The organism is Streptomyces sp. NPDC050145, from assembly GCF_044460245.1.
Lineage (GTDB): Bacteria > Actinomycetota > Actinomycetes > Streptomycetales > Streptomycetaceae > Streptomyces.
Window position 1 is genome coordinate 539943 of sequence record NZ_JBITJS010000002.1, and the last position, 25205, is coordinate 565147.

General features: G+C 71.4%; 22 protein-coding genes. 10 read left to right on the plus strand and 12 right to left on the minus strand.

The genetic code is table 11. The features are described 5' to 3' along the window. Positions 1-8 precede the first annotated feature (8 nt). Positions 9-2264 (minus strand): transglycosylase domain-containing protein, encoded by a 2256-nt coding sequence (locus tag ACIBTU_RS06000; RefSeq protein WP_399124678.1) that lies wholly within the window; start codon positions 2262-2264, stop codon positions 9-11. A 451-nt stretch (positions 2265-2715) separates the two neighbouring features. On the opposite strand from ACIBTU_RS06000, the gene ACIBTU_RS06005 reads away from it, so the two are divergent. After that, positions 2716-3084 carry a WhiB family transcriptional regulator gene (locus ACIBTU_RS06005; protein ID WP_399124679.1) on the plus strand — a complete coding sequence of 123 codons (369 nt, stop codon included), beginning with the start codon at positions 2716-2718 and terminating at the stop codon, positions 3082-3084. Between the two features lie 75 nt (positions 3085-3159). On the opposite strand, the gene ACIBTU_RS06010 is transcribed toward ACIBTU_RS06005, so the two are convergent. Further along, the gene (locus tag ACIBTU_RS06010; RefSeq protein WP_399124680.1) at positions 3160-4455 is read right to left on the minus strand and encodes an ArsA family ATPase; all 1296 of its coding nucleotides are present in this window, start codon (positions 4453-4455) and stop codon (positions 3160-3162) included. Further along, a complete protein-coding gene (locus ACIBTU_RS06015) occupies positions 4452-5426 on the minus strand; it encodes an ArsA family ATPase (protein ID WP_399124681.1) in 975 nt (324 codons plus the stop codon). The genes ACIBTU_RS06010 and ACIBTU_RS06015 overlap by 4 nt, the downstream gene beginning before the upstream one ends. Positions 5427-5511: 85 nt before the next feature. Between ACIBTU_RS06015 and ACIBTU_RS06020 the strand changes: the two genes are divergently transcribed. The 4 genes from ACIBTU_RS06020 (at position 5512) to ACIBTU_RS06035 (ending at position 7932) form a co-directional block, all read left to right on the plus strand. Further along, positions 5512-5676 carry a DUF4177 domain-containing protein gene (locus ACIBTU_RS06020; RefSeq protein ID WP_073494871.1) on the plus strand — a complete coding sequence of 55 codons (165 nt, stop codon included), beginning with the start codon at positions 5512-5514 and terminating at the stop codon, positions 5674-5676. Continuing rightward, positions 5673-6140 carry a RidA family protein gene (locus tag ACIBTU_RS06025; RefSeq protein ID WP_384622072.1) on the plus strand — a complete coding sequence of 156 codons (468 nt, stop codon included), beginning with the start codon at positions 5673-5675 and terminating at the stop codon, positions 6138-6140. The genes ACIBTU_RS06020 and ACIBTU_RS06025 overlap by 4 nt, the downstream gene beginning before the upstream one ends. A gap of 95 nt (positions 6141-6235) precedes the next feature. Then, positions 6236-7096, plus strand: coding sequence for an NUDIX hydrolase (locus ACIBTU_RS06030; RefSeq protein WP_399124682.1), 861 nt, complete (start codon positions 6236-6238; stop codon positions 7094-7096). Between the two features lie 2 nt (positions 7097-7098). Further along, positions 7099-7932 (plus strand): MBL fold metallo-hydrolase, encoded by an 834-nt coding sequence (locus ACIBTU_RS06035; protein WP_399124683.1) that lies wholly within the window; start codon positions 7099-7101, stop codon positions 7930-7932. A 56-nt stretch (positions 7933-7988) separates the two neighbouring features. Here ACIBTU_RS06035 and ACIBTU_RS06040 read toward each other — a convergent pair whose 3' ends face one another. Together ACIBTU_RS06040 and ACIBTU_RS06045 are read right to left on the minus strand one after the other, a co-directional pair. After that, positions 7989-8891, minus strand: a complete 903-nt coding sequence (locus ACIBTU_RS06040; protein ID WP_399124684.1) for a sigma-70 family RNA polymerase sigma factor — start codon at positions 8889-8891, stop codon at positions 7989-7991. 118 nt (positions 8892-9009) lie between these two features. Continuing rightward, positions 9010-9684, minus strand: a complete 675-nt coding sequence (locus ACIBTU_RS06045) for a Crp/Fnr family transcriptional regulator (RefSeq protein ID WP_016642758.1) — start codon at positions 9682-9684, stop codon at positions 9010-9012. A 326-nt stretch (positions 9685-10010) separates the two neighbouring features. Here ACIBTU_RS06045 and nth point away from each other — a divergent pair, with 326 nt between their 5' ends. From nth to ACIBTU_RS06060, 3 genes are all read left to right on the plus strand, one after another. Continuing rightward, a complete protein-coding gene (gene nth, locus ACIBTU_RS06050) occupies positions 10011-10877 on the plus strand; it encodes an endonuclease III (RefSeq protein ID WP_399124685.1) in 867 nt (288 codons plus the stop codon). 88 nt (positions 10878-10965) lie between these two features. Continuing rightward, entirely contained in the window at positions 10966-11724 is a 759-nt protein-coding gene (locus ACIBTU_RS06055) for an NUDIX hydrolase (RefSeq protein ID WP_399124686.1), read from the plus strand. 13 nt (positions 11725-11737) lie between these two features. Next, on the plus strand, positions 11738-12937 hold the full coding sequence (locus ACIBTU_RS06060) for a MarP family serine protease (protein WP_399124687.1): 1200 nt from the start codon (positions 11738-11740) through the stop codon (positions 12935-12937). A 30-nt stretch (positions 12938-12967) separates the two neighbouring features. Here ACIBTU_RS06060 and ACIBTU_RS06065 read toward each other — a convergent pair whose 3' ends face one another. The 6 genes from ACIBTU_RS06065 to ACIBTU_RS06090 form a co-directional block, all read right to left on the minus strand. Continuing rightward, positions 12968-13153: a hypothetical protein gene (locus ACIBTU_RS06065; protein WP_399124689.1), complete on the minus strand. Its 186-nt coding sequence runs from the start codon at positions 13151-13153 to the stop codon at positions 12968-12970. A gap of 337 nt (positions 13154-13490) precedes the next feature. Further along, a complete protein-coding gene (locus ACIBTU_RS06070) occupies positions 13491-14444 on the minus strand; it encodes an alpha/beta fold hydrolase (protein WP_399124690.1) in 954 nt (317 codons plus the stop codon). Beyond that, entirely contained in the window at positions 14441-14950 is a 510-nt protein-coding gene (locus ACIBTU_RS06075) for a phage holin family protein (RefSeq protein ID WP_399124691.1), read from the minus strand. Before ACIBTU_RS06075 ends, ACIBTU_RS06070 begins: the two co-directional genes overlap by 4 nt. Before the next feature lie 60 nt (positions 14951-15010). Continuing rightward, positions 15011-16435, minus strand: a complete 1425-nt coding sequence (nhaA, locus tag ACIBTU_RS06080; protein ID WP_399124692.1) for a Na+/H+ antiporter NhaA — start codon at positions 16433-16435, stop codon at positions 15011-15013. 201 nt (positions 16436-16636) lie between these two features. Further along, positions 16637-18595 (minus strand): acetate--CoA ligase, encoded by a 1959-nt coding sequence (gene acs, locus ACIBTU_RS06085; RefSeq protein ID WP_399124693.1) that lies wholly within the window; start codon positions 18593-18595, stop codon positions 16637-16639. A 272-nt stretch (positions 18596-18867) separates the two neighbouring features. Beyond that, positions 18868-21306, minus strand: coding sequence for a bifunctional SulP family inorganic anion transporter/carbonic anhydrase (locus ACIBTU_RS06090; protein ID WP_399124694.1), 2439 nt, complete (start codon positions 21304-21306; stop codon positions 18868-18870). Positions 21307-21745: 439 nt separating this feature from the next. Between ACIBTU_RS06090 and ACIBTU_RS06095 the strand changes: the two genes are divergently transcribed. After that, positions 21746-23059 (plus strand): hypothetical protein, encoded by a 1314-nt coding sequence (locus ACIBTU_RS06095; protein ID WP_399124695.1) that lies wholly within the window; start codon positions 21746-21748, stop codon positions 23057-23059. 91 nt (positions 23060-23150) lie between these two features. On the opposite strand, the gene ACIBTU_RS06100 is transcribed toward ACIBTU_RS06095, so the two are convergent. Further along, positions 23151-24140, minus strand: a complete 990-nt coding sequence (locus tag ACIBTU_RS06100; protein WP_399124696.1) for an ATP-binding protein — start codon at positions 24138-24140, stop codon at positions 23151-23153. A gap of 101 nt (positions 24141-24241) precedes the next feature. Between ACIBTU_RS06100 and ACIBTU_RS06105 the strand changes: the two genes are divergently transcribed. Continuing rightward, the gene (locus ACIBTU_RS06105) at positions 24242-25066 is read left to right on the plus strand and encodes an oxidoreductase (protein WP_399124697.1); all 825 of its coding nucleotides are present in this window, start codon (positions 24242-24244) and stop codon (positions 25064-25066) included. Positions 25067-25205: the final 139 nt, after the last annotated feature.

Sequence of the window (25205 nt, forward strand, 5' to 3'; positions counted from 1 at the left end):
CCGGGGAACTAGTGGCGCCAGCCGCCGTTCCCCCCGTTCCCGTTGCCGCCGCTGATCAGGTCCGGCGGGAGCGAGACGCCGGGGAAGGGGTCGTCGCCCCCGCCACCGCTGCCGCCGTCACCAGGCTTGGCGTCGTCGTGGCCCTTGTCGCGCCCCTTGTCCCGGTCCTTGTGCTTGTCCTTGTCGGGGTCCGGGATGTCGACCTTGGTGAAGGTCGGCGCGGGCTTTCCGGAGAGCGCGCCCGTCATGGCGTCGCGCCAGATCGGACCCGGCACCTCACCACCGAAGACCTTCGCCTGGTAGACGCCGCCGATCGTGATGTCCACCATCTTGACCGACTGGCTGGCGCTGCCGACCCAGACCGCGCCCGACAGGTTCGGGGTGTAGCCGACGAACCAGGCGTTCCTGCGGGCGTCCGTCGTACCGGTCTTACCGGCGTTGTCCCGGCTCTGGAGGCCGGCCTTCTGACCGGTACCGGAGTCGGTCACCCCGCTCAGCAGGGTGTTGATCTTGTCGGCGGTCTGCTCGGACATGGCCCGCGAGCACTTCGTCTTCGGGACCTTGAGCGCCTTGCCGTTCGGGCCGGTGATCGCGTCGATGGCGACCGGCGTGCAGTACGTGCCGCGGTTGGCGAACGCCGCGTAGGCGGAGGCCATCGTCAGCGGCGACAGACCGGTCGAACCGAGGGTCATCGAGGACGGCACCTCGTCGACCTTCTCGCCGTTGCCCTGCACGACGCCCAGCTTGTCGGTCATCTGGACGACCGGGCACATGCCGGTGTCGCCGAGCATCTGCACGAAGTACGTGTTGATGGACTTCTCCATCGCCTCCTTGAGGCGATAGGGGCCGACCTCCGACTCGTTCTCGTTCTCCACCCGGTAGCCGCCGTCGTTGACCCACGGCTTCCCGCTGCAGGTCTGCACCTGCTTGGGGTACGGCATCTCGTACGGGGCCGGGTACTCCTGCGTCACCGGCGTGCCGCCCTCCAGGGCGGCGGCGGCGAGGAACGGCTTGAACGTCGAACCGGTCGGGAAGCCGTACCCCGAGCCGTTGTAGGCCGCGTTGACCGAGTAGTTGAGGACCGTCTCGTTCTTGTCCTTGTCGGTGCCGTACGGCTTCGACTGGCCCATGCCGACGATCTTGCCGGTGCCGGGCTCGACCAGGGTGACCGCCGTGGCGACCTTGTCGGTCCGGTAGACGTGGTTCTTGACCGAGGTCTGCACCGACTCCTGGGATTGCGGGTCGAGCGTGGTCCTGATGGTCAGTCCGCCGCGCTGCCAGAGCGCGCTGCGGGCTTCCTTCGTCTTGCCGAAGACCGGGTCGGTGAGGAACACCTCGCGCACGTAGTCGCAGAAGAAGGAGGCGCCCTTGACCGCGGTGATGCACCCGTTCTGCGGGCGCTTGACCTTGAGGCCGAGCGGGCTGGCCTTGGCCTTGTCGGCTTCGGCCTGCGAGATGTCGTGGACGTCGGCCATGCGCTGCAGCACGACGTTGCGCCGGCGCTTGGCCTCCTCCTCGTCGTTGACGGGGTCGTAGCGGCTCGGGGACTGGACGATGCCGGCGAGCATCGCCGCCTGCTGCACGCTCAGGTCCTTGGCGTGCTTCGAGAAGTAGCGCTGGGCCGCGGCCTCGACGCCGTACGCCTGCTGGCCGAAGTACGTGATGTTCAGGTAGTTGGCGAGGATCTTCTTCTTGCCCAGCTCGTCCTCGACCTGGATCGCGTACTTCAGCTCCTTGACCTTGCGGCCGATGGTCTGCTGCGTCGCCTGCGCCAGCTTGGTCGGGTCGTCGCCCGCCTCTTCCATGAACACGTTCTTCACGTACTGCTGGGTGAGCGTGGACGCGCCCTGCGAGACGCCGCCGTTCTGCGCGTTCGCGTTGATGGCGCGCAGGATGCCCTTCGCGTCGACGGCCCCGTGCTCGTAGAAGCGCGAGTCCTCGATCGCGACGATCGCCTTCTGCATGTACGGCGAGATCTCGTCGAGCGGGACGACCGTGCGGTCACGTGCGTAGACGGTCGCGAGGGTGCCGCCCTTGTTGTCCAGGATGGTGGTGCGCTGCATGAGCGGGGGCGTCTTCAGATTGGCCGGGATCTCGTCGAACCCCTCGACCGATCCCTTGGCCGCGAGGCCGAGCGCGCCCGCCGCGGGCAGGGCGATTCCGGCGAGCACGGCTCCGGCGAGCACGCTGACACCGAGGAACTTGGCGGCCTGTTGGGCCGGCGACAGACCGCCGCCGCCACCTGCCGAGCGCTTCTTTCCCATGGGGGGCAGCCTACGTTCTGATTCTCCGGACAGGCGTATATGCCTTGGCCTAAGCTGCACTCAACTGTCACAGCAGTGCGGTCTCGTATCAAGACGTGGGACGACCCCGAATCGTTCCCGGCATTTTTTCCGTGCCTCTTGTAGTCATTTCCGTCCCCGCCCGCGCACGCGGATTCCGGGGTTCCGGACGTGTCCGAATCCGCCTCATACGTCGCCTGAAGTCCGTTCTGGCTCAGATGAACTGCCCCGTTTTGCCGGGGTTATTACGCATGTCCCTCGGTCACTCCGTCGGGTGATCTGCCGCTTACGCATAGTCCGTTCGGGCCATTCAAGATTGGGCCCGAAGGGGGTGTTGCGCTGTGCCCACCTTCCGTAACGTCCTCAACTGGCGGCGGTGAATATGCCGCTGCCGCCGTGGGGGAGCCTCGATTCGGGAGAGGACGGCGCCGGTATGGGCTGGGTAGTCGACTGGAGTGCGCAGGCGGCCTGCCGCACTACCGATCCGGATGAACTGTTCGTTCAAGGAGCAGCGCAGAACCGGGCGAAGGCGGTGTGCACGGGATGCCCCGTGCGCACCGAGTGCCTCGCCGACGCGCTGGACAATCGCGTCGAATTCGGAGTGTGGGGCGGCATGACCGAACGGGAGCGACGCGCGCTGCTGCGCCGGCGTCCGACCGTCACGTCGTGGCGCCGGCTGCTTGAGACGGCACGGACGGAGTACGAGCGCGGTGCGGGGCTGCTGCCCGCCGAGCTCGAGGAGGACGCGGCGGACGGCTCGCACGAGTACTGCGAGGACGACCGGTACGCGGCCGTCGGGTAGAGAGCGCGGCCCGGGTGGCGTGACAGCGCCCGGCACGCGCCGCGCGGGACCCGTGGGTCCGTGGGCCCGTACGGCTCAGGAAGCTCCGGCCGGAGTACCACCGGCCGCGAGCCGGTCACCGATGTCCCGCAGGCCTGACAGGTCGTGGACATCACCGGGCAGCGCCGCGACCTGGGTCACGGCGACCTCGGGGTGCAGTGCGGTGAAGCGGTCACGCGTGCGCTGTTCGCGCGCGACCACCTGCATGCGTTCGGCGTGCAGGCGCAGCAGACCCGCGGTCAGCTGCGCCACGGTGGGAGTCTCGGGTGCGACGGCTGCGTCGGTATCGGCGGCAGCGTCGGTCTCGACGGCTTCGGGGGTCTCAGCGGTTTCGAGGTCCTCGGGAGAGGTACGAAGCTCTTCCTTCCCGGCCGTCTGATCCACAATGCCGGACTCGTCAAGATTTTCTGCGGCGGCGAGCGCGCGCTCGGCCGAGAGACGGCCGGCGCCGCTGCCGTGCACCCGGTTGAGCACCAGACCGGCCAGCGGCATGCGCTCGGCGGCGAGGCGCTCCACGAAGTACGCGGCCTCGCGCAGCGCGTCCCGCTCGGGCGCCGCCACCACGAGGAACGCGGTGCCGGGCGCCTGCAGCAGCTTGTACGTGGCGTCCGCGCGGGTGCGGAACCCGCCGAAGGTGGTGTCCATCGCGGCGACGAACGTCTGGACGTCGCGCAGGAGTTGACCGCCGAGCAGCTTGCCGAGGGTGCCGGTCATCATCGACATGCCGACGTTCAGGAACTTCATGCCCGCGCGCCCGCCGACCTTCGCCGGGGCCATCAGCAGCCGGATCAGCTTCCCGTCGAGGAAGGAGCCGAGCCGCTTGGGCGCGTCCAGGAAGTCCAGCGCGGAGCGCGACGGCGGGGTGTCGACGACGATCAGGTCCCACGCGTCGCGGGCGCGGAGCTGACCGAGCTTCTCCATCGCCATGTACTCCTGCGTGCCGGCGAAGCCCGCGGAGAGCGACTGGTAGAAGGGGTTGGACAGGATCGCCTGCGCGCGCTCCTCGTCCGCGTGCGCCTCGACGATCTCGTCGAAGGTGCGCTTCATGTCGAGCATCATCGCGTGCAGCTCGCCGCCCGCCGTGTCGTCGATGCCCTTGACCCGGCGCGGGGTGTTGTCCAGCGAGTCGATGCCCATGGACTGGGCGAGCCGGCGGGCCGGGTCGATGGTCAGGACGACGACCTTGCGGCCCCGCTCGGCGGCGCGCAGACCGAGCGCCGCGGCGGTGGTGGTCTTGCCGACCCCGCCGCTGCCGCAGCACACCACGATGCGGGTGGCCGGGTCGTCGAGCAGCGGGTCGATGTCGAGCGGAGCTCGCGGATCCAGCGTCATCGAAGAGTCCCCTGAATTCCTTGCTGTCGCAGTTCCTTGGCGAGCCGGTACAGGCCCGACAGGTCCAGGCCCTCGGTGAGCAGCGGCAGTTCGTGCCGGGTGAGGCCCGCGTCGGCGAGCAGCTCGCGCTGGGCGCGCTCCAGGGCGTACCGCTCCGCGTACTCGCCGGCCTGGGTGATCAGCGGGCCCACGAGCCGCTTGGCGCTGCCGACGCCGGCCGCGGCCAGGGCCTCGGCGACCGCCGGGCGCACGGACTTCTCCCGGGCCATGGCGAGGGCGTCCTCGCCGAGCAGCGCGGGCCGCACCATGTTCACCATGAACCGCCCGACGGGCAGGTTCGCGGCGCGCAGCTCGGCGACCCCGTCGAGGGTCTCCTGCACCGGCATCTCCTCCAGGAGCGTCACCAGGTGCACGGCCGTCTCGGGGGACTTGAGGACGCGCATGACCGCCTGGGCCTGATTGTGTATCGGGCCGATCCGGGCGAGCCCGGCGACCTCGTCGTTCACGTTCAGGAAGCGGGTGATGCGGCCGGTCGGGGGCGCGTCCATGACCACGTGGTCGTACGCGTAGTTCCCCTTCTTGTCCTTGCGGCGGACCGCCTCGCACGCCTTGCCGGTCAGCAGGACGTCCCTGAGGCCCGGGGCGATCGTCGTCGCGAAGTCGATCGCGCCGAGCTTCTTGAGGGCGCGGCCGGCGCCGCCCAGCTTGTAGAACATCTGGAGGTAGTCGAGGAGCGCCAGCTCGGGGTCGATGGCGAGCGCGTACACCTCGCCACCGCCGGGAGCGACGGCGATCTTCCGCTCCTCGTAGGGAAGTGCCTCGGTCTCGAAGAGCTGTGCGATGCCCTGCCTGCCCTCCACCTCCACCAGAAGTGTGCGCTTCCCCTCGGTCGCGAGGGCGAGCGCGAGTGCGGCGGCGACCGTGGTCTTTCCGGTACCGCCCTTGCCGCTGACGACCTGGAGCCTGCTCACGTATTCGAGCCTAACCAGTACGTGCCCGGATCACGCAGGAGCCTCCGGAACGTGACCCGCTGGATCGGCGGATACAGTCGGCCCCATGGCTAAGAAGTGGGAATACGCGACCGTGCCGCTCCTCGTGCACGCGACGAAGCAGATCCTGGACACGTGGGGCGAGGACGGCTGGGAGCTCGTCCAGGTCGTGCCGGGACCGAACAACCCGGAGCAGCTGGTGGCGTACCTGAAGCGGGAGAAGCAGGCATGAGCGCCGTCGAGGCCCGGCTGGCCGAGCTCGGACTGACGCTGCCGCCCGTCGTGCCGCCGGTCGCCGCGTACCAGCCGGCCGTGCAGTCCGGCGTCTACGTGTTCACGGCCGGGCAGCTGCCCATGGTCGACGGCAAGCTGCCGCTGACCGGCAAGGTCGGCGCCGAGGTCACCGCCGAGCAGGCCAAGGACCTGGCCCGCACCTGCGCGCTGAACGGTCTGGCGGCGATCAAGTCCGTCGCCGGTGACCTGGACCGCGTCGCGCGCGTCGTGAAGGTCGTCGGGTTCGTCGCCTCCGCGCAGGACTTCACCGGCCAGCCCGGCGTGATCAACGGCGCGAGCGAGCTGCTCGGCGAGGTCCTCGGCGAGAAGGGCGTGCACGCCCGCAGCGCCGTCGGTGTCGCGGTGCTGCCGCTGGACGCGCCGGTCGAGGTCGAGTTCCAGGTGGAGCTCACCGAGGCGTGACGTCCCCTTCCGGGACGGTTCTGCCGGCGGGCGGATCTTCGGGCGGGCACCAGGTGCCTCTCGAACATCCGCCCGCCAGCGGATAGCCTCCGGCCATGGCAAACGGGCAGTGGTATCCCCCCGAGTGGCCGGAGCGGATCCGCGCCCTCGCCGCCGGCACGATGACCCCCGCGACGCCCCGGCGCGCGGCCACCGTCATGCTGCTGCGCGACGCGCAGGGCGTCGAGGTGCACATGCTGCGGCGGCGTACGTCCATGGCCTTCGCGGCCGGCGCCTACGCGTATCCCGGCGGCGGCGTCGACCCGCGCGACGACGACCGGCAGGTCCGCTGGGCGGGCCCCTCCCGCAAGGAGTGGGCGGTCCGCCTCGGGGTACCGGAGCAGGACGCGCAGGCGGTCGTGTGCGCGGCCGTGCGGGAGACCTTCGAGGAGGCCGGTGTGCTGCTCGCCGGACCCACCCCGGACAGCGTCGTGGACGACACCACGGGCGCCGACTGGACCGCCGACCGGCAGGCCCTGGTCGACCGGGACCTGTCCTTCGCCGAGTTCCTGCGGCGCCGCGGGCTGGTGCTGCGCTCCGACCTGCTGGGCGCGTGGGCCCGCTGGATCACCCCCGAGTTCGAGCCGCGCCGCTACGACACCTGGTTCTTCGTGGCCGCGCTCCCCGTCGGCCAGCGCACCAGTGACGACTCCTCCGAGGCGGACCGCACGGTGTGGATCCGGCCCGGCGAGGCCGCCGCGGGCTACGACCGGGGCGAGCTGTCGATGATGCCCCCGACGATCGCGACGCTGCGCACCCTCGATGCGTACGGGACCGCCGCCGAGGCCCTCGACGGCGCCGCGGGGCGCGACCTGACGCCCGTACTCGCGCAGGCACGGCTCGAAGGCGACGAACTGGTGCTGTCCTGGCCGGGGCACGACGAGTTCACCAAGCACATCTCCAACGGGGGGAACTGACCATGTCGGACGCCGCAGCCCTGCCGGGGCAGCCGCGCGGCGGGGTGCTCTCCGGCCCCGCGACCGCCCGCGCGGTCAACGTGCTCGCACCGAACCCGTCCGCGATGACCCTCGACGGCACCAACACCTGGATCGTCGCCGAGCCGGACAGCGACCTGGCCGTCGTCATCGACCCGGGCCCGCTGGACGACGCGCACCTCACCCATGTCGTGGCCACCGCGGAGAAGCTGGGCAAGCGGATCGCGCTCACCCTGCTCACCCACGGGCACCCCGACCACGCCGAAGGCGCGGGCCGCTTCGCCGAGTTGACCGGCACGAAGGTGCGGGCGCTCGACGCGGCGCTGCGGCTCGGCGACGAGGGCCTGGCCGCCGGTGACGTGATCACGACGGGCGGCCTGGAGCTGCGGGTCGTGCCGACGCCCGGCCACACCTCCGACTCGCTCTGCTTCCATCTGCCCGCCGACCGTGCCGTGCTGACCGGCGACACGATCCTCGGGCGCGGCACGACGATGGTCGCGCACCCCGACGGCCGCCTCGGCGACTACCTGGACTCGCTGCGCCGGCTGCGCTCCCTGACCGTCGACGACGGAGTGCACACGGTGCTGCCCGGCCACGGCCCGGTCCTCGAGGACGCTCAGGGCGCCGTCGAGTTCTACCTCGCCCACCGGGCCAACCGTCTCGCCCAGGTCGAGACCGCCGTCGAGAACGGCCTGCGGACGGCGCCCGAGGTCGTGGCGCACGTCTACGCGGACGTCGACCGCTCCCTATGGCCCGCGGCCGAACTGTCCGTGCGGGCCCAGCTCGAGTACCTGAGCGAGCACGGACTGATCGGCTAGGCCCTGTGTGGCGGGAGTGCGTCCGCCCGGGCGGCTCGGTCAGAGGTGTCCGGCGGTCACTTCCACTGGGCGCCGGTGAGCCCGGACAGGCGGGGCGGGTCGACGATGATGTCGATCTCCACGACCCGCCCGCCGCGCACGGTGAGCGCGAGGACCGTCGTCGGCGTCCCGTTCGGCGCGGCCACGACCCCGACGCCGTCGCCCACGTAGGCGGCGTACGAGAAGGGCGCGAGCCGGCCGTACAGCGCGGCCTGGCCGGCCACCTCCAGGGCGCCGCGCACCAGCTTGGACGCCGTGCCGGGGCCCGCGTCGACCCGCAACAGGACGTCCGGGTCGAGAAGTTCGAGCAGCGCCTCGAAGTCGCCCGCGCGGGAGGCCGCGACCCAGGCCGCGACGACCTCGCGCTGGCGGCCCAGATCCGTGTCGGCGGGCGGCACCTGGCCCTGCACCCGGCGCCGGGCCCGGCTCGCCAGCTGCCGGGTCGCCGCGGGGGTGCGCTCCACGATCGGCGCGAGATCCTCGAACGGCACGGCGAACATGTCGTGCAGCACGAACGCGAGCCGCTCGGCGGGCGCCAGCGTGTCGAGCACGACGAGCAGCGCGAGCCCCACTGAGTCGGCCGTCTCGGCCTCGTGCACCGGGTCCAGCGGCCGGACCACCGGGTCCGGCACATGGATCTCGACGGTGCCGCCCTCCTCCAGCGGGTCCTCGCGGCGCGCGGTGCGGGTGCGCAGCATGTCGAGGCAGATCCGCCCGACGACCGTGGTCAGCCAGCCGGCCAGGTTCCGCACCTCGTCCGCGCCGGCCCGCTGGAGCCGCGGCCACGCCTCCTGGACCGCGTCCTCCGCCTCGCTGAACGAGCCGAGCATCCGGTACGCCACGGCCCGCAGCCGGGGGCGCTCCGCCTCGAAGCGGGCGGCGAGTCCGGCGTCGTCCTGCGGCAGCGGGGTCGAGGTCATGTCCGCGTCACTCCGTCTCTGCGTGGGTGTCTGAGGGGCTTGCGGGGGCCCTACGACGAAGGGTCCCGCCACGGTGCAGTGGCGGGACCCTTCGTCGTAGGGCTGTGGGCGTCCGGTGTCAGCGGGAACGCTTGGCGAGGCGCTCCACGTCCAGGAGGATCACCGCGCGGGCCTCCAGGCGGAGCCAGCCGCGGCCGGCGAAGTCCGCCAGCGCCTTGTTGACCGTCTCGCGGGAGGCGCCGACCAGCTGGGCCAGCTCTTCCTGCGTGAGGTCGTGCACGACGTGGATGCCCTCCTCGGACTGCACGCCGAAGCGGCGCGACAGGTCGAGCAGGGCGCGGGCGACACGGCCCGGCACATCGGAGAAGACCAGGTCGGACATCTGGTCGTTGGTCTTGCGCAGGCGGCGGGCGACGGCGCGCAGCAGCGCGGCGGCCACCTCGGGCCGGGCGTTCAGCCAGGGCTGGAGGTCGCCGTGGCCGAGGCCGAGCAGCTTCACCTCGGTCAGCGCGCTGGCGGTCGCGGTGCGCGGGCCGGGGTCGAACAGCGACAGCTCGCCGATCAGCTCGCCGGGGCCGAGCACGGCCAGCATGTTCTCCCGGCCGTCGGGGGAGGTGCGGTGGAGCTTCACCTTGCCCTCGGTGACCACGTACAGGCGGTCCCCGGGGTCTCCCTCGTGGAACAGCGCATCGCCGCGAGCGAGGGTCACCTCACTCATGGAGGCGCGGAGCTCCGCGGCCTGCTCGTCATCGAGCGCCGCGAAGAGCGGGGCGCGCCGCAGAACGTCGTCCACGAGTTTCTCTCCTATGTCGCCTGCACCGTGGGGCACGGTGTTCACCGATCCCCATTTTGCCGGACGGTCCAAACAGTGTGATCAGTCACTCAGACACAAGTTTGCCGCACCCGCGCCGCAACCCGACGGGGAGGGGGCCAATCGGGGGCCGATCCGAGGGCTCCCGGACGGATGTCGGTGACTGCCTTTAGGCTGGCCGGGTGTCCAAAACGCCGGTGAGACCGCAGGTCCAGAGGGTCGGCACGGTGTCCGGCCATCTCGATTCCGCTGTGGGCGAACAGGCGTCGGACCATCCTTCTGTCCCCCCAGGGAAGGCCGTCGAGTCGATGCCAGCGAAGCCCGCCGAGCCAGGCAAGCCCGCGAAGAAGAAGGCCCCCGCGAAGGCCCCGGCGAAGGCTCCCGCGAAGGTTGTCGCGAAGCCGGAGAGCCGGGTCGCGCTCGTGCGGCGGGCGCGCAGGATCGACCGCGAGCTCGCCGAGACGTACCCGTACGCGCACCCGGAGCTGGACTTCGAGAACCCGTTCCAGCTGGTCGTGGCCACGGTGCTGTCCGCGCAGACGACGGACCTGAGGGTCAACCAGACGACGCCCGGACTGTTCGCCGCCTACCCGACGCCCGAGGACCTCGCCGCGGCGAACCCGGAGAAGGTCGAGGAGCTGATCCGGCCGACCGGTTTCTTCCGTGCGAAGACGAAGTCGATCATGGGCCTGGCGAAGGTCCTGACCGAGGAGTTCGGCGGTGAGGTGCCGGGCCGCCTGGAGGACCTGGTCAAGCTGCCGGGCGTCGGCCGCAAGACGGCGTTCGTGGTGCTCGGCAACGCGTTCGGACGACCCGGGATCACCGTCGACACCCACTTCGGCCGCCTCGTACGGCGCTGGAAGTGGACGGAGGAGACGGACCCGGACAAGGTCGAGCAGGCCGTCGGCGCGCTGTTCCCGAAGAGCCAGTGGACGATGCTCAGCCACCACGTGATCTTCCACGGCCGCCGTATCTGCCACGCCCGCAAGCCGGCCTGCGGAGCCTGCCCGATCGCGCATCTCTGCCCGGCCTACGGGGAGGGCGAGACGGACCCGGAGAAGGCGAAGAAGCTGCTGAAGTACGAGAAGGGCGGCCTGCCGGGACAGCGCCTCAAGCCCCCGCAGTCCTACCTGGACGCGGGCGGTCTGCCGGCCCCGCCGCTGGGCGGTTCCTGAACCCGCGAGAGTCCCACGAAAGGGTGAGCGGGGAACGAAGCGAGGGCGGTCGGGCGTTGGGCCCATCACGAGAGTCACGGGGGCGGCGATGAAGAACGTGAGCGAGATCAGCGGTATCGGCGGTATCGACGGAGAGCGGGCGAGGGGCGGCGCGGCGCCGGAGGGATCCGGTGCCGTGCCGGACGTCACGCTGCGCACGGCCGGGCTGCCCGCGTGGCTGGACCCGGTCGCCGAGGCCGCCGCGACGGTGCGCGGGGAGCAGCTGAGCCGCTTCCTGCCGCCCGAGGACGGCGCGGGGCGCCAGTCCGCGGTGCTGATCCTGTTCGGCGAGGGCGAGCGGGGCCCCGAGCTGCTGCTGATGGAGCGCTCGGGCTCGCTGAGGTCGCACGCGGGCCAGCCCTCGTTCCCCGGCGGCGCCCTGGACCCGGAGGACGGGGACCCGCGCGCCGAGGGGCCGCTGCGGGCCGCGCTGCGGGAGGCCTGGGAGGAGACGGGCCTCGACCCGAGCGGGGTCCAGCTCTTCGGCGTGCTCCCGAAGCTGTACATCCCGGTGAGCGGGTTCGTGGTGACGCCGGTGCTCGGCTGGTGGCGGACCCCGTCGCCGGTCGCGGCCGTCGACCCCGCGGAGACGGCCCGGGTCTTCACGGTCCCGGTGGCCGATCTCACGGACCCGGAGAACAGGGCGACGGCCAAGCACCCGAGCGGGCACCACGGCCCCGCTTTTCTGGTCGAATCGGCTCTGGTCTGGGGTTTTACGGCCGGTGTCATCGACAGACTGCTGCATTTCGCGGGCTGGGAGCGCCCCTGGGACCGGGAGAAGTCGGTCCCGCTCGACTGGCGCTCGTGACAGGGTGGCCCACGTGAATGTGCTGGACATCCTGTTGCTCGCCGCCGCCGCGTGGTTCGCGATCGTCGGTTACCGCCAGGGGTTCGTCGTCGGCATCCTGTCGGTGATCGGATTCCTGGGCGGTGGCCTCGTCGCGGTCTACACGCTCCCTGTGATCTGGTCGGCGGCCACCGACGACGCGGAGGTCACGACGGCCGCCGCGGTCGTCGCCGTGATCGTGGTGATCGTCTTCGCGTCGATCGGCCAGGCCTTCACGACGCATCTGGGCAACAAGCTGCGCCGGTACATCACCTGGTCCCCGGCCCGCGCGCTCGACGCGACGGGCGGCGCGCTGGTCAATGTGGCCGCGATGCTCCTGGTGGCCTGGCTGATAGGTTCCGCGCTCGCGGGGACGACGCTGCCCACGCTCGGCAAGGAGGTCCGCAGCTCGAAGGTGCTGCTCGGGGTCTCCCAGGCGCTGCCCTCCCAGGCGGACACCTGGTTCGCCGATTTCTCCTCCACACTTGCGCAGAACGGTTTCCCCCAGGTCTTCAGCCCGTTCGCGAACGAGCCGATCGCCGAGGTCAGCCCGCCGGACCCGGCGCTCGCCAAGAGCCCCGTCGCGACCTCGGCGAAGCGTTCCATCGTCAAGGTCGTGGGCCAGGCGCCCAGTTGCGGAAAGGTCCTGGAAGGCACCGGCTTCGTCTTCGCCGACCGCCGCGTGATGACGAACGCGCACGTGGTCGGCGGCGTCGACGAGCCCACCGTGCAGATAGGCGGGGAGGGCGTCCGCTACGACGCGAAGGTCGTCCTCTACGACTGGGAGCGCGACATCGCGGTCCTGGACGTGCCGGACCTGAAGGCGCCCCCGCTCCGGTTCACGTCGACGGACGCGGAGCGCGGCGGCGGCGCGATCGTCGCCGGCTTCCCGGAGAACGGCGCGTACGACGTGCGTCCCGCCCGGCTGCGTGGCCGCATCACGGCCGACGGCCCGGACATCTACCACCGGGGCACGGTGCAGCGCGACGTGTACTCGCTGTACGCGACGGTCCGTCAGGGCAACTCGGGCGGCCCGCTGCTGACGCCCGAGGGCCAGGTCTACGGCGTGGTCTTCGCCAAGTCCCTGGACAACGCGGACACGGGGTACGCCCTGACCGGCGACGAGATCCGCGGCGACATCGAGCAGGGCCGCACCGCGGTCCAGGAAGTCGACATGGACGCCTGCGCCCTGTGAGGTGAAGGTGGTGCTGCGGTGCGGCCGAGGTCAGTCGCGGGCGCTGTGCCGCAGCCGGGCGGACATCCACCGGGCCCTGCGGCGCAGGATGCGCGAAATGCCCAGCCGGGGGTCGTGCGCCGTGTGGTCCTGCGGCGCCCCCCTCTGGGGAGAGCCCAGCGTCATCGCCGGGCGGCGGGTGCGTGCTGCGTCACTGTAGTCGTGCGTCCAGCCCATACACCGACGTGTGCCCGGGCCTCATGGTCGGTAACCGCCCGCGCCGCGCCCAATTGGCTTATGCGCCGGGCATTTGGCTGTTCGTAGGACAACAGTTCCCGCCCGTCCGCCCACCGGCCGGGTGCGGGGGCCGCGGACGCGGGGCGAGGCCGCCGCCCACCGGCCGGATCACCGCCCCGTTCACCGGTCGGGCTCGGGGTCCTTGAGCCAGTTGACCAGCTCGTTCGAGAAGGCCAACGGGTCCTCCTCGTGCGGGCTGTGTCTCCCGGGGGCCGACCCCCGGACCCCCGGCCGGGAGGGGCCGTCTGCCGGGAGAAGCCGCCGCCCACCGGCCGGATCAGCGGTCGGGCTCGGGGTCCTTGAGCCAGTTGACCAGCTCGTTCGAGAAGGCCAACGGGTCCTCCTCGTGCGGGAAGTGGCCGAGGCCGTCGAAGAGGCGCCAGCGGTAGGGGGCCTCGACGTACTCGCCGGAGCCGGCCGCGCTGCGGGTGCGCATCACCGGGTCGAGCGAGCCGTGCAGATGCAGGGTCGGGACGCGGACCGGGCGCTTCATGCGGCGGTAGAACTGGATGCCGTCGGGCCGGGCCAGCGAGCGGACCAGCCAGCGGTACGGCTCGACCGAGCAGTGCGCCGTGGACGGGATGCGCATGGCCTGCCGGTACGCCTCGACGGCCTGGTCCTCCGGCTGGTTCGGCCCCGACCAGTCGCGCATCAGGCGGCCCACCAACGCCCCGTCGTCCGCGACCAGCTGACGCTCCGGGATCCAGGGCCGCTGGAATCCCCACACGTAGGACCCGGCCGAGGTCTGCTTGGGGTCGGCGAGCATCGCCGAGCGCCAGCGGCGCGGATGCGGCATCGACGACACCACGAGCCGGCGCACCAGCTTGGGGCGCATCACGGCGGCGGTCCACGCGAGATAGCCGCCGAGGTCGTGGCCGACGAGCGCCGCGTCGGGCTCGCCGAGGGAGCGCACGACGCCGGTGATGTCGAGCGCCAGGTTCGCCGGGTCGTAGCCGCGCGGCGTGCGGTCGCTGCCGCCGACGCCCCGCAGGTCCATCGCCACGGCCCGGAACCCGGCGTCGGCGAGCGCCACGAGCTGGTGCCGCCACGTCCACCAGAACTGCGGGAACCCGTGCAGCAGCAGCACGAGGGGTCCGTCACCCAGCTCGGCGATGTGGAAGCGCGCGCCGTTCGCCGCGACGTCCCGGTGGAGCACGTCCGGCGCCCCGGGTACGTCGAGTCGTACGACCGAGGTGGGCGGCTGGGCCGATGGGGTGGCGGGGTCCGTCATGAGGACGAGCGTGCCACAGCCTCGATGGCCTCGGGGACACGGTCGCCCGGCGTCACCTGACGGGGGTGCGGCTTGGCGTTCTGCAGTACGCCCGCCGTCTCCTTGACCGAGGCGGCGACCTTCTGCGGGCCCTTGCTCTGCTTGGCCTTCTTGGCGATCTTGATGCCGATGAGGCCGAGCAGTCCGGCCAGGACGAGGGTGCCGGCGAAGGACAGCAGGAAGCACCAGGCCAGGTTCCAGCCACCCTCCCCGTTGTGCCCGCCGGTCCACGCGTTGATCCCGTAGGCCAGCGCGAAGCTCAGCATGGGCAGCGAGAAGAGCAGCATGGTCAGGGCGACGATGAAGAGCGCCGCGCTGGTGACCCCGCGCTTCACGTCCTGCTTCAGCTGCACCTTCGCGAGGGCGATCTCGTCGTGCACCAGTGCGGACATCTCGGTCGTCGCCGAGGCGAACAGCTGGCCGATGCTGCGTTCGGCGCCGACCGGGCTGCCGTCGGGTGCGCTCATCGCGTACTCCCTGTTCTTCTGTAGCGGATATCTCCGGGGCGAACTTCCGTAGGCCTCAGATCATGCCGGACGCCCGTCGTCATCGCCTGCCCCGCCCGCCACTTCGGCACGCCTCCGGTGTTCCGCGGCCTTCTTCTCGTAGATCTCGGCCATCCGCCGGTGGTACTCCGGGTCGTCCTGCTCGTAGATGTCGGGGACGCCGCTCGCGTCCTCGTCGCGCTCCTCGTCCTCCCACAGGGCCCGGTACTTGGCGTTGCGGATCTTCAGCAGGACGCCCGCGAGCACGGCGGCGATCAGGGAGCCCGCCAGCACCGCGGCCTTGACCTCGTCGGTGAGCACGGGGTCGTCGGTGAAGGCGAGTTCGTCGATGAGCAGCGAGACGGTGAAGCCGATGCCGGCGAGCGTGGCGACCGCGAAGACGTCCGGCCAGGCCAGCTCGTCGGAGAGGGAAGCCTTGGTGAAGCGGGCCGTCAGCCAGGTGCCGCCGAAGATGCCGACGGCCTTGCCGACGACGAGGCCGAGCACGACACCGAGCGTCTCCGGCCGGGTGAAGACATCGCCGAGCGCGCCGCCCGACACGACGACCCCGGCGCTGAACAGGGCGAACAGCGGCACCGCGAGCCCGGCCGACAGCGGCCGCACCAGGTGCTCGATGTGCTCGCCGGGCGACTGCTCCTCGCCCTCGTGGCGGTGGCAGCGCAGCATCAGACCCATGGCGACACCGGCGATGGTGGCGTGGATGCCGCTGTTGTACATGAGCGCCCAGATGACGAGCGCGAGCGGCACGTAGATGTACCAGCCGCGCACGCCCTTGCGGAGCAGGAACCAGAAGACGAGGAGGCCGAGGACGGCGCCGCCGAGCGCGGCGAAGTTCAGTTCGCTGGTGAAGAAGATCGCGATGATCAGGATCGCGAAGAGGTCGTCGACGACGGCGAGGGTGAGCAGGAAGGCGCGCAGGGCGCTGGGCAGCGAGGTGCCGATGACGGCGAGGACGGCGAGGGCGAACGCGATGTCGGTGGCCGTCGGCACGGCCCAGCCGTCGAGCGAGCCGCCGCCCACCGTGCTGACCAGCGTGTAGACGAGCGCGGGCACGGCCATGCCGCACAGCGCGGCGACGACCGGCAGCGCCGCGGCCTTGGGGTCGCGCAGGTCCCCGGCGACGAGTTCGCGCTTGAGCTCGATGCCGGCGACGAAGAAGAAGACGGCGAGGAGGCCGTCGGCCGCCCAGTGCGCCACCGACAGGTCGAGCCCGATGGCACTCGGGCCGAGGTGGAAGTGGCTGACCGTCTCGTAGCTGTGGCTCAGGGCCGGGACGTTCGCCCAGACGAGCGCGGCGATCGCCGCGACGAGGAGCAGGACACCGCCGACGGTCTCGGTGCGCAGGGCGTCGGCGACGAAGGTGCGCTCGGGCAGGGAGAGCCGGCCCAGGACCTTGCGGGGGTTGTTCGACGGGTTGTCCGTCGGCTTCTTCGTCGGCGCGCTCACGGGTGGGGACCTCCGGTCAGGTACGGCTGTGGACACCGCCGACCAGACTTCCCGGCACACCCTGTGGACATCATGACGCGTTCTTGACGCGCCCTTCACCCTACCGGGTGTATGCGTGGCGTGCCTGGTGATCGTCACGATACGCACGAAACGGGCACCCGGCGCGTTCGCCGGATGCCCGTTCGTCAGGTGAGCGCGGGGTCAGTCCTCGCTGGACGCCGCCGGCAGCTTGGTCTGGATCAGGTCCATCACCGAGGAGTCGGTCAGCGTGGTGACGTCACCCAGCTCCCGGTTCTCCGCGACGTCCCGCAGCAGACGGCGCATGATCTTGCCGGAGCGCGTCTTGGGCAGCTCGGCGACCGGCAGCACCCGCTTGGGCTTGGCGATCGGGCCGAGCGTGGCGCCCACGTGGTTGCGCAGGTCGGCGACGAGGCCGTCGTCCTCCGCGTTCGCGGTGCCGCGCAGGATGACGAACGCGACGATCGCCTGTCCGGTCGTCTCGTCGGCGGCGCCGACGACGGCGGCCTCGGCGACGGCCGGGTGCGACACGAGCGCCGACTCGACCTCGGTCGTCGAGATGTTGTGCCCGGAGACGAGCATGACGTCGTCGACGCGGCCGAGCAGCCAGATGTCGCCGTCCTCGTCCTTCTTCGCCCCGTCACCGGCGAAGTACCTGCCCTCGAAGCGCGACCAGTACGTGTCGATGAACCGCTGGTCGTCGCCCCAGATGGTGCGCAGCATCGACGGCCACGGCTCGGTCAGGACCAGGTAGCCACCGCCGCCGTTCGGCACCTCGTTCGCCTCGTCGTCGACGACCGTCGCGGAGATGCCCGGCAGGGCGCGCTGGGCGGAGCCCGGCTTGGTCTCGGTGACGCCCGGCAGCGGCGAGATCATGATCGCGCCGGTCTCGGTCTGCCACCAGGTGTCCACGACGGGGCACTTGTCCGCGCCGATGTTCTTCCGGTACCAGACCCAGGCCTCGGGGTTGATCGGCTCGCCGACCGACCCGAGGACCCGCAGCGAGGACAGGTCGAACTTCGCGGGGATGTCGTCGCCCCACTTCATGAACGTACGGATCGCGGTGGGCGCCGTGTAGAGGATCGTGACGCCGTACTTCTGCACGATCTCCCAGAAGCGGCCCTGGTGCGGGGTGTCCGGGGTGCCCTCGTAGATGACCTGCGTCGCACCGTTCGAGAGCGGGCCGTACGTGATGTAGGAGTGGCCGGTGACCCAGCCGATGTCGGCCGTGCACCAGTAGACGTCGGTCTCCGGCTTGAGGTCGAAGACCGCGTGGTGCGTGTAGCTCGCCTGCGTCAGGTAGCCGCCCGAGGTGTGCAGGATGCCCTTCGGCTTACCCGTCGTGCCGGACGTGTACAGGATGAACAGCGGCTGCTCGGCGTCGAAGGCCTCGGGGGTGTGCTCGGCGGACTGGCGGCCGACCGTCTCGTGCCACCACAGGTCGCGGCCCTCGGTCCAGGCGACGTCCTGCCCGGTGCGCCGGACGACCAGCACGTTGGTCACGCCGGCCGCACGGGTCAGCGCCTCGTCGACGGCCGGCTTGAGCGCGGACGGCTTGCCGCGGCGGTATCCGCCGTCGGCCGTGATGACGACCTTGGCGTCGGCGTCCTCGATGCGCTTGGCGATGGCGTCGGCGGAGAAGCCGCCGAAGACGACGGAGTGCGCGGCGCCGATGCGGGCGCACGCGAGCATCGAGACGACCGCCTCGGGGATCATCGGCAGGTAGGCGGCGACGCGGTCGCCGGCCTCGACGCCCAGCTCGGTCAGCGCGTTCGCCGCGCGGCTGACCTCGTCCTTGAGCTCGGCGTAGGTGATGGCCCGGCTGTCGCCCGGCTCGCCCTCGAAGTGGATGGCGACGCGGTCGCCGTTCCCCGCCTCGACGTGCCGGTCGACGCAGTTGTACGCGACGTTGAGCTTGCCGTCGGCGAACCACTTCGCGAACGGAGGGTTCGACCAGTCGAGGGTCTGCGTCGGCTCGGTGGCCCAGCTCAGGCGGCGGGCCTGCTCGGCCCAGAAGCCGAGCCGGTCAGCCTTGGCCTGCTCGTACGCCTCGGCCGTGACGTTGGCTCGTGCGGCCAGGTCAGCCGGCGGCGCGAAGCGTCGCTCCTCCTTCAAGAGGTTGGCCAGGCTTTCGTTGCTCACGACATCTCCCTTACGGTGCTTAGCCGGGGCGGCCGTTGTGTCCCAGGCCACAGCTCATCAGACGGCGCCCCCTGCTGACAAGGGCTGCCCTGAAATTGGTTTAGACCTGTTGTCGCCTGTTGTCGATCTTGTGCGGGCCCCGTTCCGGTGCCCGCTCCGCACCCGTCTCCACGTCCGGAACGTCCGGCGGGTTCAGTCGGTCACGCTTTCCGGCGACATGCCGAGGGCGCGACCGATGTTTCCGGCCGCGCCCTCCATGCCCGTACGACCTCTTACGCGAGGCTGCGCTGCGGCACCGGATGCCCCTCCCCGGCTCTGTCTCCCCCTCCGTCCTCGGTACCGTCCACATGGCCGAAGACCGGGTCGACCGGGGCGGCGCCGCCCGGCCCGCCCTCGGTGAGCAGATAGGCCTGCGCCTCACCGACATGGAAGTACATCCCGTGCAGGTCGAGGGCGCCCCGCTCCAGCGCACGGGCCACCGAGGGGTGCGCCCGCAGATGCTCCAACTGCTGCACCACATTGGTCAGGCACAACTGCTCGGCCGCGTCCGCCGGCGCCCGCCCCGCGAGCCGCGCCCCGGGCCGTCCCGCGTCACCGGCCCGCGCGAGGCTGGGCAGTCCGTGCCGCAGCCAGCGCGCGAGCGGCGTCCGCGCGTCCCCGTCGGGCGGGCCGCTGAGCAGGGCCTGCATGGCCCCGCACCCGGAGTGCCCGCACACGGTGATCGACTGCACCTTCAGGACATCGACGGCGTACTCGATGGCGGCGGCCACCGAGTCGTCCCCGCTCTCCTCGCCCGGCAGCGGCACCAGATTGCCCACGTTCCGCACCACGAACAGGTCGCCGGGGCCGCTCGACGTGATCATCGACGTGACGACCCGGGAGTCGGCACAGGTGAGGAACAGCTGGGTGGGCTGCTGCCCCTCGCGGGCCAGCCGGGCCAGCTCTCCGCGCACCAGTGGCGCCGTGTTCCGCTGGAACGCGCTGATACCGCTGGCCAGTTGATGCCCGCCGCGGCGCGGCCGCTCCGTCTCGGGAGCGGTGCCCGCGGCGGAGCCGGTGGCGGCGTCCTGGGGCCGGTGGCCGTCGCAGTGGTGGTTGCGCCACGGCGTCCACGGGCGGCAGCACGAGTGCGCCGCGCTCGCGGGCTCGGCGATCCGCGCCCCGGCCCGGCCGGCGACCTCGACGGCGCCGCCCTCCGCGACGTGCGACTTCTGCCAGTCCTGGAGCGCCTCGAACGCGGCGTGGTCCATGAACGACCCGTCCAGCTCGACCACGCAGCTCGCCCCGTGCGGCACCTGGTGCAGGGCGCGGCTCAGCCGGGGCACGGCGAGGAAGGTCAACTGCCCCCGTACGCGCACATGGTGGACCCCATGGAGGTCCTCCTCGTACGTGATGCGGGTGCGGGCGAGCCGGTGCAGGGCGACACCGACGGCGACCGCGACACCGAGGCCGACGCCTTCGAGCACGCCGAGGGCGACGACGCCGACGGTGGTGACGACGTAGACGAGCACCTCGCGATGGCGGGTGACCGTGCGGATGTGGTGCAGGGACACCATCCGGATCCCGACGGCCATCACCAGGGCGGCGAGCGAGGCGAGCGGGATCAGCTCCAGGGCGGGGACCAGGAGCAGCGTGGCCGCTACCACCCAAACGCCGTGCAGCATCGTGGAGTTCCGGCTCACCGCTCCCGTGTTCACGTTCGCCGTGGAGCGGACGGCCACGCCGGCGACGGGCAGGCCACCGAGGCTTCCGGACACGATGTTCGCCGCGCCCTGGCCGAGCAGCTCGCGGTCCAGGTGCGAGCGGCGGACCGCGGGCGGCAGGTCGGTCCTCGCCGTGGCGAGCTTGTCGACGGCTACGGCGCCGAGCAGCGACTGCACGCTGCACACCAGGGTCGTCGTCAGGACGGCGGCGAGGATGCCGAGCACCGGCCCGTCCGGCAGCCCGGCCAGCGCGTGGCTGCTCCAGGACGGCAGGTCGACCTCGGGCAGCGTGAGGCCGAACAGGGCGGTGGCGGTGGCCGCGGCGGTCACCGCGACGAGTGCGGCGGGCACCTTGCGGGCGATGCGGCCGACTCTGCCGGGCAGCCGGGGCCACAGGACGAGCAGCCCGAGGGTGAGCACGCTCATGGCGACGGTGGCGGGGTGCGCGTCGGCCAACTGGTGCGGCAGCGCCGCCACGTTGGCCAGGACCGAGCTGTCGGGGGTGCCGCCCAGGACGATGTGCAGCTGGGCGACGGCGATGGTGACGCCGATGCCGGCGAGCATGCCGTGCACGACGGCGGGGCTGACGGCGAGCGCGGTGCGGGCCACCCGCAGGCAGCCGAGCCCGAGCTGGGCGACGCCGGCGAGGACGGTGACGGCGCAGGTGGTGCGCCATCCGTAGCGCTGGATGAGCTCGGCGGTGACCACGGTCAGACCGGCGGCGGGGCCGCTGACCTGGAGCGGGGATCCGCCGACGAGGCCGCCGACCAGTCCGCCGACGGCGGCGGCGACGAGCCCGGACTCCAGGGGTGCGCCGGTCGCGAGGGCGATGCCGAGGGACAGCGGCAGGGCGATCAGGAAGACGGACACGGACGCGGACAGGTCGGCGCCCGCGAGGCGGAATCGGCGGGGCGGTGCGGGTGGTGGGCTGTGGGCCTTCCGGAGAGCGGCTGTGGGCTCGTCCGTCCGGTCGGGGTCACTGGCTCGGGTGGGTACGCAGGCTGACATGTTCCCGTCTCCTCCGGGGTGCAGCGCGGTCGCGGAATTGTGGGGGACCCCCATGGGTGTGAGGGGTCGGAAATCGCGGCCGTGGTTCACGGCGTGCAGCGGCGGGATGAAGCAATGCGGTGAGGCAAGCGGTGAGGCAAGCGGTGAAGCAGGCGATGAAGCAGTGCGGCGAAGCACTGAATTGCGTGAATGCAACGAGATGAATCAACGCTCGGTAAACGGATCGTAATGCAGAGTAAAGGCCGGGGAAGGATTAATCGGGCAAATGGCCCCATGCTTCACCCCAGAGAGTGAATAAGATTTCTGGTCGGCTTGTCGTACAAATTCGGCACGGACCGCATGCGACCTTGGCGGCGCACCCGGGTATTTCGGGCATTTCGCACGGTCTTTCTCGTGCCCCGTCTCGCAAGCCGACTCCCAGGAAGAAGGTGGGCGGAAGATGGCCGCCACCCAGCGGATCGCCACCCAGCGGATCGCCGGCAGGAGGATCGTCGCGGGGGTCGCCGCCGCCGCGGCGTGCGCCGCCGTCCTCTCCGGTTGCGCGACCGGAGACACCACGTCCACGCCGCCGCACAAGGGAGCCCCCGGCCCCAAGAAGGCGGCGCCCGCCGCGCCCGCCCCGGGCAGTGTGATGCGCCCGATCGGCGACGGCTCGACCGCGTACACCGGACAGCAGCCGCACCTGCCCCGCCCCGAGCGGCTGAAGCCGGGTCAGAAGCCCCCGCAGTTCGTCGTCTTCTCCTGGGACGGCGCGGGCGAGGACAGCCAGAAGCTGTTCTCCCACTTCCGCGAGGTCGCCAAGGCCAACAACGCGACCATGACGTACTTCCTCAGCGGCGTGTACATGCTCCCGGAGAGCAAGGCCGGCCAGTACCACGCGCCGCAGCACTCGGCGGGCCGCTCGGACATCGGCTTCAACGACGTCCAGGGCATCCGCGACACCGCCGAGCAGGTGCGCGGCGCCTGGCTCGAGGGCAACGAGATCGGCACCCACTTCAACGGCCACTTCTGCGGCAAGGGCGGCGGGGTCGGCGAGTGGTCGGTCGCCGAGTGGAAGAGCGAGATCCAGCAGGCCAAGACCTTCGTGAAGTCGTGGAAGACCAACGCGGGCCTGAAGAACATGGCGCCGCTGCCCTTCGACTACGACAAGGAGCTCATCGGCGCCCGCACCCCCTGCCTCGAGGGGCAGAAGAACTTCATGCGGGCGGCGAAGGACCTCGGCTTCCGCTACGACACCAGCGGCGTCAACGACCAGCTGTGGCCCCGGAAGAAGAGCGGCCTGTGGGACCTGTCCATGCAGCTCGTCCCCTTCATCGGGCACAAGTACGAGCAGCTGACGATGGACTACAACTTCATGGTCAACCAGTCGGGCACCAGCACCCAGGGCGACCCCGACCAGCGTGAGTTCTGGGGCGACCAGATGCGCGACAGCCTGATCGCCGGCTTCGACCGCGCCTACGAGGGCAACCGCGCGCCCCTGGTCATCGGCAACCACTTCGAGTCCTGGAACAGCGGCGTCTACATGCGCGCCGTCGAAGAGACCGTCGAGACCGTCTGCACCAAGCCCGAGGTGCGCTGCGTCAGCTTCCGGCAGCTCGCCGACTGGCTCGACGCCCAGGACCCGCGGACCCTGAAGAAGCTCACGACCCTCGGCGTCGGCCAGGCACCGAAGCAGGGCTGGGCGTCGTTCCTGACCGGCGGGCCCGCGCCTGCGCCCAAGGGCGTCCCGGGCGCACCGGCCGCCAGGCCCTGAGCCCGGACCCGGCCGGACCGGACCCGACCGATCCGGACCCGACCGACCCGGACCCGACTGATCCGGATCAGGCCGATCCGGCCCCGGACCGTCAGGCCGTGGCGCCCACGCTCGGCCGGCTCTCCCGCAGTACGAAGCCGGGGTCGACCTGCGCCGCCAGGTCGGCCCCCGTCTTCTCGTTGCCCCAGCTCTGCGCGTTCTTCAGGTGAAAGTGGACCATCTGGCGGGTGTACCGCTCCCAGTCGCGCGCCTCGTACGTGGCGTCGGCGGCGGCCCGCAGAGTCGCGAGCGCCCCGGCGTTCGCCTCCTCCAGGAGCTCGAAGCGGGGCGGGCGGCCCTTCTCCATCGCGCGCACCCAGTCCGAGTGCCCCACGGTGACGAGCAGGTCGTCCCCGACCTCCGAGCGCAGGAAGTCGAGGTCGTCCTCGCCCTGCACCTTGTTCCCCACGACCTTCAGGGCGATGCCGAAGTCCCGTGCGTACTCCTTGTACTGGCGGTAGACCGAGACCCCCTTCCGCGTCGGCTCGGCGACGAGGAACGTCATGTCGAAGCGGGTGAACATGCCCGAGGCGAAGGAGTCGGAGCCCGCGGTCATGTCGACCACCACGTACTCGCCCTGGCCGTCGACGAGGTGGTTCAGGCACAGCTCCACCGCTCCGGTCTTGGAGTGGTAGCACGCGACACCGAGGTCGGCTTCGGTGAAGGGGCCGGTGACCATCAAACGGACGGACCCGCCGTCGAGTTCCACCCGCCGGGCACAGGCGTCGTACACCGGATTGTTCTCGCCCACCCGCAGCAGCCGTGAGCCCTCGCCCGGCGGTGTCGTCTTGATCATGGTGTCGGCGGACGCGATCCGCGTGTTCGAACCGCGCAGGTAGTCCTTGATGAGCGGCAGCCGCGCGCCCATCGCCGGCAGTTCGGCGGCGACGTCCTCGTCGAGGCCGAGCGCGGCGCCCAGGTGCTGGTTGATGTCGGCGTCGACGGCGACGACCGGCGATCCGGTGGTGGCGAGGTGACGGATGAAGAGCGAGGACAGCGTCGTCTTGCCGCTGCCGCCCTTCCCCACGAAAGCGATCTTCATGTTCACGAAGCGTAGTAGGAGTGTCGCGCTCCGTGTCGACCCGGCGTGAAGAAGACCACTCCTTCGTGGGGCGGCGCCCTGTGCCCCGTAGGGTCGTACGCATGAGTACGACAGCCGACCCCCTCGCCGCACTGGCCGACCTGCCGGGCGTGGCCGACTCCGTGGCCTCCGTGCGCAAGGCGGTGGACCGGGTCTACGGGCACCGGGTCATGCGCCGCCGCAGCAACGAGGTCACCTCCGAGGCCGCGCTGCGCGGCGCGCGGGGCAGTGCGGCGCTGTCGGGCGCCGACTGGGCGCTCGAGGAGGTGCGCCGGCGCACCGACTTCAGCGGGGGCGACGGCGACAAGGAGGCGCCCGTCGTCGGCGCGGCCCTGCGGCTCACCGCGGAGGCGGGTCAACTCCTGTCCATCTGGCGGCAGTCTCCGCTGCGCGTCCTCGCGCGGCTGCACCTGGTCGCGGCCGCCGACCAGGGCGACGCGGTGGGCCGGCCCCGTCAGGCGGGCGAGCCGGTCGACGAGCCGCTCGTGGAGCTGCCCCTGCCGGACGCCGACGAGGTCGCGGGCCGGCTCGACGGACTCGCCCAGCTGATCATCGCGGGCAGCGAGGCGCCCGCCCTGGTGACGGCGGCCGTGGTGCACGGCGAGCTCCAGGCGCTGCGCCCCTTCGGTTCGCACAACGGGCTGGTGGCGCGCGCCGCCGAGCGCATCGTCCTGGTGGGCAGCGGTCTCGACCCGAAGTCGATCTGCCCCGCGGAGGTGGGGCACGCGGAGCTCGGGCGTGCGCAGTACGCGGCGGCGCTCGACGGCTACGCCTCCGGTACTCCGGAGGGCATGGCGGCGTGGATCGCCCACTGCGGCAAGGCCGTTGAGCTCGGGGTCAGGGAGTCGACCGCGGTCTGCGAAGCGCTCCAGCGCGGCGCCGCCTGACGGGAATTCCCGGAGCGTTCCCGGAGTGAAAAGCCCCGGAAACGGGTTGCGGCGGTACGAGTCCTCGTACCGCCGCTGGCATGGCCACTGGGTTACCAAGCGTCCTCGATATTTGCCCATCAGGTCGGGAACTTCTGCC